Origin of the sequence: Mesorhizobium sp. M7A.F.Ca.CA.001.04.2.1 (assembly GCF_003998485.1) — a bacterium.
In the GTDB taxonomy this organism is placed as follows: Bacteria; Pseudomonadota; Alphaproteobacteria; order Rhizobiales; family Rhizobiaceae; genus Mesorhizobium; species Mesorhizobium ciceri.
Window position 1 is genome coordinate 1 of sequence record NZ_RZQT01000179.1, and the last position, 9,940, is coordinate 9,940.

Sequence of the window (9,940 nt, forward strand, 5' to 3'; positions counted from 1 at the left end):
GTCGCGACCGCCGTGCGCTTTGCGGTGGAAGCGCAACCGGCCTGGGCGAAGCGTCCCGTCGCCGAGCGCGCCGCCATCCTCAACCGTGCCGCCGATCTCTATGAGGCGAATGCCGTCGAGTTCTTTGCACTCGCCACCCGCGAGGCCGGCAAATCGCTGGCCGACGGCGTCGCCGAGGTGCGTGAAGCCGTCGACTTCCTGCGCTACTACGCCACTGAGGCGGCCAATGCGGAGGCGGGCACGCAAGCGCGCGGCGCCATTGTCTGCATTTCGCCGTGGAATTTCCCGCTCGCCATCTTCACCGGCCAGATCGCGGCAGCGCTCGTCACCGGCAATTCGGTGATCGCCAAGCCGGCCGAGCAGACGCCGCTGATCGCCTTCCGCGCCGTCGAACTGCTGCGCGAGGCCGGCGTGCCGGAAGACGTCATCCAGTTGCTCCCTGGCGACGGCCCATCGGTCGGCGGGCCGCTCACCGCCGATCCGCGCATCGCTGGCGTCTGCTTCACAGGTTCGACCGAGGTTGCCAAGCTGATCGAGAAGCAGCTGGCCGGGACGGCCGCGCCCGACGCCATGCTGATCGCCGAGACCGGCGGCCTCAACGCCATGATCGTCGATTCCACCGCGCTGCCCGAACAGGCGGTGCGCGATATCCTCGCCTCCGCCTTCCAGAGTGCCGGCCAGCGCTGCTCGGCGCTGCGCGTACTCTACGTGCAGAAGGACGTCGAGAAGAAGATGCTGGAGATGCTGAAGGGCGCCATGGAGGCGCTCAACGTCGGCGATCCCTGGCGGATTTCGACCGATGTCGGCCCGGTTATCGACGACGAGGCGCAAAGCTCGATCCGCGAGTATTGCACGAAGATGGGCCTGCAGGGCAGGCTGATCGCCAAGCTCGAGGCGCCCAGGGAAGGTCGCTTCGTCGCGCCGCATGTCTTCCGGGTCAAGGGTATCGAGGACATGGAGCGCGAGGTGTTCGGGCCGGTGCTGCATGTCGCCAGTTTCGACGCCGACCAGATCGACGCCGTCATCGCCGCCATCAACCGCAAGGGTTATGGCCTGACCTTCGGCCTGCACACCCGCATCGAGGGCCGCGTGCAGCATTTCGTCGATGGCATCCATGCCGGCAACATCTATGTCAACCGCAACCAGATCGGCGCCGTCGTCGGTTCGCAGCCGTTTGGCGGCGAGGGGCTTTCCGGCACCGGGCCGAAGGCCGGCGGTCCGCACTATCTCCGCCGCTTCCGCAAGGGGCCGGAGGCCGGCACCCATGTGCAGGATGGCCACAAGGTCACGGCGACCGAGCTTGCCGACAATCTGCCTGATCCCACACTTGGCGGCTGGTCGACGCGTCCGGACCGGATCGCCATTCTGAGGAAGCATCTGCGCGGCAAGGGTGCTGCGGCCATTGGTGCGGCCGCCGGCATCGATTTCGGCCAGGTCGACCTGCCCGGGCCGACCGGCGAAGCCAACACGCTCTCGCTGTCGCCACGTGGACGGGTGCTGTGCCTTGGTCCCGATGGTGATACGCTGCTGGCGCAGACGATCCAGGCGCTCGCCGCCGGCAACGCGGTGCTGGCCGTTGCACCGGGCGCGCCGGCAGCCCTTTCCGCTCTGACCGGCAAGGGCCTCCCGCTGGCCGCCATCGACGGGCGGCCTGATCCGGTCGAGGCACGCTCGTTGCGCGTCGATATCGTTGCTTTTTCCGGCACACCAGAGGCCGCGCGCATCGTGCGCAGGGTTATCGCTGATCGCTCAGGCCCGATCGTGCCGCTGGTCAGCGAAGTGTTGAACCCGGCGGCTTATGCACATGAGCGGGCCGTCTGCGTCGACACCACCGCCGCGGGCGGCAATGCGAGCTTGCTGGCCGGAGCCTGACTCCGGCCGGTCGATAGAGCCATTCACCGTTTCGTGGAAACGGTGAATGTCTCTATCTCTTTTGTTTTATGCATGTCGTTGTCCCAAAACCGGGACCACTTTTGGGCGACATGCATTACGCGCCTTCGACGACCGAAAAGCCCTCGAACTGGGGGTGGCCGAGATAGTGGACCTTCGTCGTGCCGACATTCCTGTGGGCGGCGCGGAAATTCTCGGACTTGGTCCAGGCGATGAAATCATCGTGGCTCGCCCACACCGTGTGCGATGCAAACAGCGTGTAGCCTTCGGTCTCGTTGACCGGGCCTCGCAGCAGGTGGAATTCGCGGAACCCCTTCATCTCCGCAAGGCTGGAATCGCGGTTCTTCCACACGGCCTCGAAATCGTTCACCGAGCCGGTCTGCACCTTGAAGCGGTTCATGGCGATGTACATGGTGGTTTCCTCTCACAGGGATGTTGATGATTTGCGGCCGCAGCGTTTTGTTCTGCGCACATTCAAAATGGGCCGATTTCGGTCTCGAACTCCAAACTTGCGCTTGCTGCCTGTGGTGGAATCGAAGGGAAGGGGGCTGCTTTGCGGATAATGCCAAGCGCCGCCTGATCGAAAGCCGCCGACCCTGAGGTCTCCAGGATGCGCAACTTATTTATGTTGCCCTTCCTGCCTATGACGAATTTAACAACCACATTGTTGCGTGCCGCCAGTTGTAGGGACGGCGGCAGAGTGCGATTGACGCTGCCGAGCTTTCTAAAGACATCGCCGCGGTAGTTATCTTCCGCGGCAGTGCCTGCCTCGTTTTGCCTTTTGCCCTTGCTGGCCGCTTGCGCCGACAGGTCCTGGCCATCCGCCGTGCCGCGCTTCTCATCCGCCGTCTTTGACTGGGCAGCTGCCGGACTGGGCCTCGCGCTGGGGATCGGCGGCTGTTCTGGAACGGCGACAGGCGTCTCGGTGCTCCTGGGCTGAACGGTCGGCTGTGCCGGCGCTTCGGTCTTGGGAGCCACGCTCTGATCATCGGGGCGAGGGGCGCCGGCCACCAGTATGTCCGGGGTGACCGCCTGCGGTTTGACAGCTTCCGGCAAAGACTTGAGCGGCGGCTTTGCCGCTTCCGCGGCAGGTTGGGAGGCCTCCGTTGGCTGCGACGGCTTGGGCGGTGTTGCCGGCTGTGGTTTGGCCGGTTGCGGGCTGGGCACCAGTGCAACGTTTATTGCCGTCGGGTCCTTGTCCAGCGCGCTGCCGACCACGTTGGTGCCCGACTGATCACTGCCTTCCGGCTGCTCGGCATTCTGGGAACTCGAAATCCCCGAAGGCGAGATCAGAAAAGCCGCCGCCACGGCGGCGTGGAGCGCGCAGGAGACGACGATCGCCGCCGTCCATTTGCGGTTCCAGGTCGACGGCCGCGGCAGCGCGAGCGGCTCGGTTGGCTCTATCGCCAGCTCGGCGCCGGCTTCGGGGAGGGGGCTGATATCCTGCATGTCTCGCCGCGAGACCTGCAGCGATAAGAGCAGAATTGTCAAATCAAGATCGTTCGCTCGCAGCGGCAGTCGGCAGTGGCCGGCAGCTGGCCACGCCGCTTTGTTTTGCAGGAATGCGGGATGCAGTCCCACCTCAGACGCCGAAGGCGATACCGGTCTTGGTGTCTGTCTTCAGCTTTCGCATGCAGGCGTTCGGTTCGACGCCGGTACCGGTGCATTCGGTCGCGCTGTTGATCAGCACGCGGCTGACTTTCGAGCACTCGGTGCCGGCCAGATCGAAACGCGTCACCTTGGTCTTGCCGGCCGGCAATTCCTTGAAATCGAGCACGGTCAGCCGGTCGACGACGCCTGCCTCGTTGAACAAGGCGATCTCGAAGGCAGCCTTGGACAGGTCGGCGCCGAGATTGTTGTTGACCACGAACGTCAGGCGGCAACCCTTGTCGGAAGGTTGCGCACCATTGAGTTCCAGGGTGAGCGCGGGGACCGGCGCGGACTCTTGCGCCCACGCCGAAACCATCGCAAGCGACATCGCCAGCATCGAGGTCAGCAGACGAAGGGGTGTCGTCAAGCTCGTCATGGCAATCAGCCTCCAAACCGCATCGTTGCCGCCAGCTTCAGCGTTATGCCGGGCTCGTAGGCCGCGAAAACCGGCTGCGGCGGCTGGCCGGCCGTGGTCAGGTTGAGCGGGTTGGCGTATTTGACATCGAACAGATTGTCGGCGCGGAAATCAATCTTCAAATTGTCCGTCGCCTGGTAGCTGGCAAAGGCATTGACCAGCGTGTAGTCCTCGGCGATCGGATTGCCCTTGGGCTTGCCATTGTATTGCACTTCGCCGCCGACGGTTAGCTTGTCCTCGAGGAAGCGCAAGCCGAGCTGCGCGGTGACCTGGGATGATGGGATCGTGGCGAGATCCGCTTCCACACCCTTGTAGGAAATGGTGTGACCATTGGTGATTGAAGCCGAGAGCCCGGCATAGCCCCATCCGGCATCATAGACGCCCTCCAGTTCGAAGCCGTCGATCTTGGCCTTGGCAAAATTCTGGTACTGGAAGCATATCGGGATACCGGGTCCGCTCGGGCAACCGGCTGTCGGGTCAAACCGCGACAGGGTAACGCCATCGATGTAATCTTCGACATCATTGTTGAAATACGCTGCCTTGATGCGCAGCGCATCGCCGGCTTCGAGGATGTCGTTCTGCTTGTAGTTGACGCCGAACTCGGTCGTCTTGCCGGTTTCCGGCCGCAGATTGGGATTGGGCAGGAACGGAAAGCTGACGCCTGCCGGATGATTGCCGCTGATCAGCGTCTCGGTGATCGATGGCGAGCGATAGCCCTCGGCATAGGTGCCATAAAACTGAAGGCCGGCAAGGCCTGCGGATTCGAACGGGGAGACGCCGACGGTGATGCGCGGCGATACCCTGTCGCCGGAAATGTCGTGGGTGTCATCCTTGAGGCTGTAGTTGTCGTAACGCAGCCCGGCGATGACTTCGAGCCACTCCCAGGTGAGCTTGTCCTGGACATAGGCGCCCGAAACGTTGCGCTTGCCCGAAGGCGTGTAGAAACTGTCGCCACCAGCCGCGCCGCCTGTCTTGACATTATCGCCGGCCCAGTCGCCGCCATAGGTCAGCTCGTGCGCGATCCCACTCGTCTCGAACCGGGACGTGTTCCAGATGTCGATGCCGGTGGTGCCGACGTCGAATGTCGACTGCGATCCCGCCGGCAAGACAACGGGAAGGCCGGTGACCGGATCAAAGCGGTTTTGCGGGACAAGGCTGGTCAGATCGAGGTTGGTCTTGTTGTAGGAGGTGTTGATGTGGAGATCGAGCCAGCTCTTGTCCTCATCCGTGATGTTGTAGCGCGCCGTGAAGGTGTTCGACTTCAGGTCGGCGTCATTGACCGGCGCACCGCCGCTGATCTCGTTCCAGCCATCGCTTGAGCCGACCCAGCCGAGCTTCAGTTCGCTGTTGTCGGTCGGGCGTATGCTGGTCTTGAGCAGTCCGCTCAGCACGTCGAAGCCGGTGCCCTTGACGGTGTCGCCGCCGCCATCCTTATAGTTGTCATAGTCGCGGTAGACGATGTTGCCCAGCACGTCCCAATCCTCGTTAATGCGGTAGGCGCCGGATGCACTTGTGGTCCAGCCCTTGCCGTTGCTCTCATAGCGTCCCGTGACGGAACCGGCCCATGTCTCGTCAGGCTTGAGGAAATCCTCGGCATCCTTGGTGTCGAAGAAGACGACGCCGCCGATGGCGCCCGAGCCGTAGGTGTTGGCTACAGGACCACGGATAACATCCACGGATTTGACGAGTTCGGGGTCGATGTAGAAGGTCGACTGCGTGCCGTGGTCGGAGCGCTGGAAATTCTGTCGTGCGCCGTCGACGATGACTGCGACGCGACCGAAATCCTGCAGGCCGCGGATGTTGATGCTGGTGCTGACGCGCCTGGCGTCGGCCTGCGCCGCGACACCGGGCACGCCGAGCAGCATCTCATTGGGCGTCGTCGCCATGCGGCGGTCGAGCTGTTCCTGGCCGATATGGCTGGCCGATGCCAGCGATTCGATCGCCGTCTCGCCGGTGCGGCTGATGACGAGGATCTTGTCGAGCAGCGTTGCTCCCGCTGGTGCTGCCTTTTCCTCTTCAGCCTTCTTCGTTTGATCTGTCGGCTGCGCCGCCTGCTGGGCGTTGGCCAGTTGCGCCGATAAGGCAATCGCCGCCACACTTGCCAGCAATGCCGCCGCGCCGTTCGCCGCCGACCGGCCGCGCCATTCCCAAGTCACAAACCCCATGCCCCAACTCCAAAGTCCAGGTTTGATGCTGGCTGGCCCGGGGCTGGCTGGCATTTTTGATCGTCGCCGGCGTCTTAAATGTTGACTCATTTAATCCGGTATTGCACTGACTAGTAAACATGATTATTCAAGTCAAGAAATGAATCGGATTACGCAACGCCTAGCCAGACGCCCGGCACAGGAAAGGGATCCATCCAGATGAACACCCACAATCCCAACGATTTTCGCTATCGCGTCCGCCGTCCCGACGATGCCTCCCCCCGTTTCGACCGGGTTCCGCTGGCGGTACGAACCCTTTCCAGCAACACCCTGTTCCAGGGCGAGCACGAGATCGGCATCGAGCATCACGGTGCACTCTACCGGCTGAAGATCACCCGCCAGGGCAAGCTCATTCTCAACAAGTAAGACAAGGCAACAGGGACCGAGACATGGATCAGCGCGTAAAATCCGCCCCGCATGAAATCCGGCGGGCACGGACAGACAATCCGAAGACGCGCGAGCGTGATCTGGCTGCCCATCTCGGCATTTCGGAAGCCGAACTGGTCGCGGCGCATTGCGGGGACGGCGTCGTCCGCATCGAGCCGCGCGTCAACGATCTTCTGACCGGCCTCGAGGCCGTCGGCGAGGTCATGGCGCTGACCCGCAATGAAAGCGCGGTGCACGAGAAGATCGGCGTCTATGACAAGGTCGTCACCGGCACCCACAATGCCATGGTGCTTGGCGAAAACATCGACTTGCGCATCTTCCCGAAGGTCAGGGCACACGGCTTTGCCGTCGAGAAGCGCGACGGCGACGAAATCCGCCGCAGCCTCCAGTTCTTCGATGCGGCAGGCGAGGCCGTGCACAAGGTGCATCTGCGGCCGGCCTCCAGCCTCTATGCCTATCAGAAGCTGGTCGCCGCGCTCGAATCGTCCAACCAGGAACCGACGGTCGACATCTCGGGGCCACTCCCCGATGACGAGATCCATGGCGACGAAGCGGCCGCCAATCTCGACGATCTGCGTGACCGCTGGAGCCGGCTGACCGACGTGCACCAGTTCTTTGGTATGTTGAAGACGCTGAAACTAAGCCGCCGGCAGGCGGTGCGCCTGGTTGGGCAGGACTATGCCTGGCAGCTCGACAATGAGGCGGTCCGGGCCATGTTTCATCATGCCGCGGAGGGCGAGATGCCGATCATGTGCTTTGTGGGAAACCGCGGCTGCATCCAGATCCATTCCGGTCCGATCAAGTCGATCAAGCCGATGGGACCATGGATCAACGTGCTGGACGAAACCTTCCACCTGCATCTGCGCACCGACCACATCCACGAGGTCTGGGCCGTGCGCAAGCCGACCAAGGACGGTCATGTCACCTCGCTCGAGGTCTATGACGCCGACGGCAAGATGATCATCCAGTTCTTCGGCAAGCGTCATGAAGGCGAAAGCGAGCGAGACGACTGGCGCTTCCTGGCGGAAAACCTGCCGCGCATCCCAAGCCCGACCGCAGCCTGAGAAAAAATGCTATGAGTGTTTTCCCAAGATTGTCGGCTGTGCGCGGATCTATTTTGGGGCCGGTGATCGGTCTCTCCATGGCTGCTATCGCACTGCAACCCGCCAGCGCCGCGGATGGCACGGCCGTGTTTGCCGATCCTTCAAAGATCGTGGCCATTGGCGGCTCGATCACCGAGATCGTCTATGCTCTCGGCCAGGAAAAGCATCTGGTGGCACGCGATTCCACCAGCCGGTTCCCAAAGGCGGCGCTTGAGCTGCCCGATGTCGGCTATATGCGCGCGCTGTCGCCGGAGGGTGTGCTGTCGGTCGACCCGACCGGCATCCTGGCGCTGCATGGCAGCGGCCCCAAGGAAGCAGTCGATGTCTTGAAGAAGACGAGCGTGCCGTTCATCGAGGTGCCCGAGCACTACAGCCACGAAGGCATTCTCGAGAAGGTCCGCATCGTCGGCAAGGCGCTCGGCGTCGACGCCAAGGCCGAGGTGCTGGCCAAGGAGCTCGATGCCAAGCTCACGGCCGCCGAGAAGCAGACGGCTTCGATCAAGGAGCGCAAGCGCATCCTGTTCGTGCTGTCGATACAGGGCGGCAAGATTCTGGCGACCGGCAGCGAGACCGCCGCCGACGGCATGGTCAAGCTGGCCGGCGGCGTCAACGCGGTCGAGGGCTTTTCCGGCTACAAGCAGATGTCCGACGAGGCGATCATAACCGCCAGGCCTGACGTGATCCTGATGATGAGCAATGCCGGGCCTACGGTTTCGGACGACGAACTGTTCGGCAATCCGTCGATCGCCTCCACGCCGGTCGGAACGGCGCACAAGCTGATCCGCATCGACGGCGCCTATCTGCTCGGCTTCGGGCCGCGCACGGCTGATGCCATCCACGACCTCGCTGTCTCGCTTTATGGCGGGCAGGTCACGGACTGAGCAGGCAGATCATGGTCGATCAATCGATCGCCGGCCCGGTGATGGCAAGCGTATCCGAAGGCGACCGGTCGGGCCGCGCCCGCATCGTCATCCTTCTGCTGTGCCTGGGGCTCGCGGCTGCCGTTTTTCTGTCGCTGACATCGGGGGCTTCGGACGCATCGGCCGCCAACGTCATCGGGGGCCGGCTGTTCGGCGCAGTGCCTGACGACGCCGCGTTGAGCGCCCGCGACAGCCTGATCGTCTATGACATCCGCCTGCCGCGCGTCATCCTCGGCATGCTGGTCGGCGCGGCGCTCGCCGTCTCCGGCGCGGTCATGCAGGGGCTGTTCCGCAATCCGCTGGCGGACCCCGGCCTGATCGGCGTCTCGGCCGGCTCCAGCCTCGGCGCGGTTGCCGTCATCGTGCTCGGCGCGACGATATTGGCTCCGGTGACAGTCTTGCTCGGCACGCTTGCCCTGCCGCTGGCGGCCTTCTGTGGCGGGCTCGCCACCACGCTGATGCTCTATCAGGTCGCGACGCGGCGGGGGCAAACCTCGGTTGCCACAATGCTGCTCGCCGGCATCGCGCTGGCGGCGCTCGCCATGGCGCTGACCGGCATCCTTATCTTCATGGCCGACGATCGCCAGTTGCGCGACCTGACCTTCTGGCAACTCGGATCGCTCGGTGGTGCGACCTGGGCGAAGATCGCGTCGGTAGGGCCGATCATCGTCCTGGCGCTGGCGGCGATGCCGTTCCTGGCACGCGGCCTCAACGCGCTGGCGCTTGGCGAGGCGACCGCCGGCCATCTCGGCATTCCGGTGCAGCGGCTGAAATACACGGCCATCGTCGGCGTCTCCGCCGCGGTCGGCGCATCCGTCGCCGTCAGCGGCGGCATCGGCTTCGTCGGCATCGTGGTGCCGCATCTGCTGCGCCTGCTGATTGGTCCGGACAATCGCTATCTGCTGCCGGCGTCGGCGCTGCTCGGCGCCTCGCTGCTGCTTCTGGCCGATGCGGTCGCACGCACCATCGTTGCGCCGGCCGAACTGCCGATAGGCATCGTCACCGCGATAGCGGGCGCGCCGTTCTTCCTTTGGATCCTGCTGCGCAAGCGCGGCGTGGTTGATTTGTGAGGCTTGATGATCGAGGCAAAGGATGTTTCGGTTGATATCGCCGGCAAGCCTATCGTCAGTGGTGTCGATTTCCACGCGCGGCCCGGCGAGATCGCCGCCGTCGTCGGCCCCAATGGTTCGGGCAAGACGACCTTTCTCAAAGCGCTCTCCGGCGAGCTCGCCTATACCGGCCGCGTTGCCCTCAACGGCCGAGATCTCTCGACGATGAAGCCGGCCGAGGCAGCCGTCCATCGCGCGGTGCTGCCGCAGGCGACGACGCTGTCGTTCCCGTTCACCGTGCGGGAAGTGGTCAAGCTTGGTC

The 9,940-nt window shown here is 63.7% G+C and carries 10 protein-coding genes; 6 read left to right on the forward strand and 4 right to left on the reverse strand.

The features are described from left to right. The coding region (locus EN955_RS31535; protein ID WP_127223525.1) for an L-glutamate gamma-semialdehyde dehydrogenase at window positions 1-1,872 on the forward strand (1,872 nt) is incomplete at its 5' end. Between the two features lie 115 nt (window positions 1,873-1,987). Here the strand turns inward: EN955_RS31535 and EN955_RS31545 are convergent. From EN955_RS31545 to EN955_RS31560, 4 genes are all read right to left on the reverse strand, one after another. Then, window positions 1,988-2,302: an antibiotic biosynthesis monooxygenase gene (locus tag EN955_RS31545; protein WP_013531236.1), complete on the reverse strand. Its 315-nt coding sequence runs from the start codon at window positions 2,300-2,302 to the stop codon at window positions 1,988-1,990. A gap of 62 nt (window positions 2,303-2,364) precedes the next feature. Beyond that, window positions 2,365-3,471 carry a TonB family protein gene (locus tag EN955_RS31550; RefSeq protein WP_338101290.1) on the reverse strand — a complete coding sequence of 369 codons (1,107 nt, stop codon included), beginning with the start codon at window positions 3,469-3,471 and terminating at the stop codon, window positions 2,365-2,367. A gap of 1 nt (window position 3,472) precedes the next feature. Further along, on the reverse strand, window positions 3,473-3,916 hold the full coding sequence (locus EN955_RS31555) for a hypothetical protein (protein ID WP_013531238.1): 444 nt from the start codon (window positions 3,914-3,916) through the stop codon (window positions 3,473-3,475). Window positions 3,917-3,921: 5 nt separating this feature from the next. Continuing rightward, window positions 3,922-6,120, reverse strand: coding sequence for a TonB-dependent hemoglobin/transferrin/lactoferrin family receptor (locus EN955_RS31560; protein ID WP_024503811.1), 2,199 nt, complete (start codon window positions 6,118-6,120; stop codon window positions 3,922-3,924). A gap of 198 nt (window positions 6,121-6,318) precedes the next feature. Between EN955_RS31560 and hemP the strand changes: the two genes are divergently transcribed. The 5 genes from hemP to EN955_RS31585 all read left to right on the forward strand — a co-directional run. Further along, the gene (hemP, locus tag EN955_RS31565; protein ID WP_013531240.1) at window positions 6,319-6,525 is read left to right on the forward strand and encodes a hemin uptake protein HemP; all 207 of its coding nucleotides are present in this window, start codon (window positions 6,319-6,321) and stop codon (window positions 6,523-6,525) included. 23 nt (window positions 6,526-6,548) lie between these two features. After that, complete coding sequence (locus EN955_RS31570; RefSeq protein ID WP_024503812.1) at window positions 6,549-7,610, forward strand: hemin-degrading factor; 1,062 nt, start codon at window positions 6,549-6,551, stop codon at window positions 7,608-7,610. Between the two features lie 11 nt (window positions 7,611-7,621). Continuing rightward, window positions 7,622-8,530 (forward strand): hemin ABC transporter substrate-binding protein, encoded by a 909-nt coding sequence (locus EN955_RS31575; RefSeq protein WP_127223526.1) that lies wholly within the window; start codon window positions 7,622-7,624, stop codon window positions 8,528-8,530. Between the two features lie 11 nt (window positions 8,531-8,541). After that, window positions 8,542-9,639: an iron ABC transporter permease gene (locus EN955_RS31580; protein ID WP_024503814.1), complete on the forward strand. Its 1,098-nt coding sequence runs from the start codon at window positions 8,542-8,544 to the stop codon at window positions 9,637-9,639. A gap of 6 nt (window positions 9,640-9,645) precedes the next feature. After that, the coding region (locus EN955_RS31585; RefSeq protein WP_127223527.1) for an ATP-binding cassette domain-containing protein at window positions 9,646-9,940 on the forward strand (295 nt) is incomplete at its 3' end.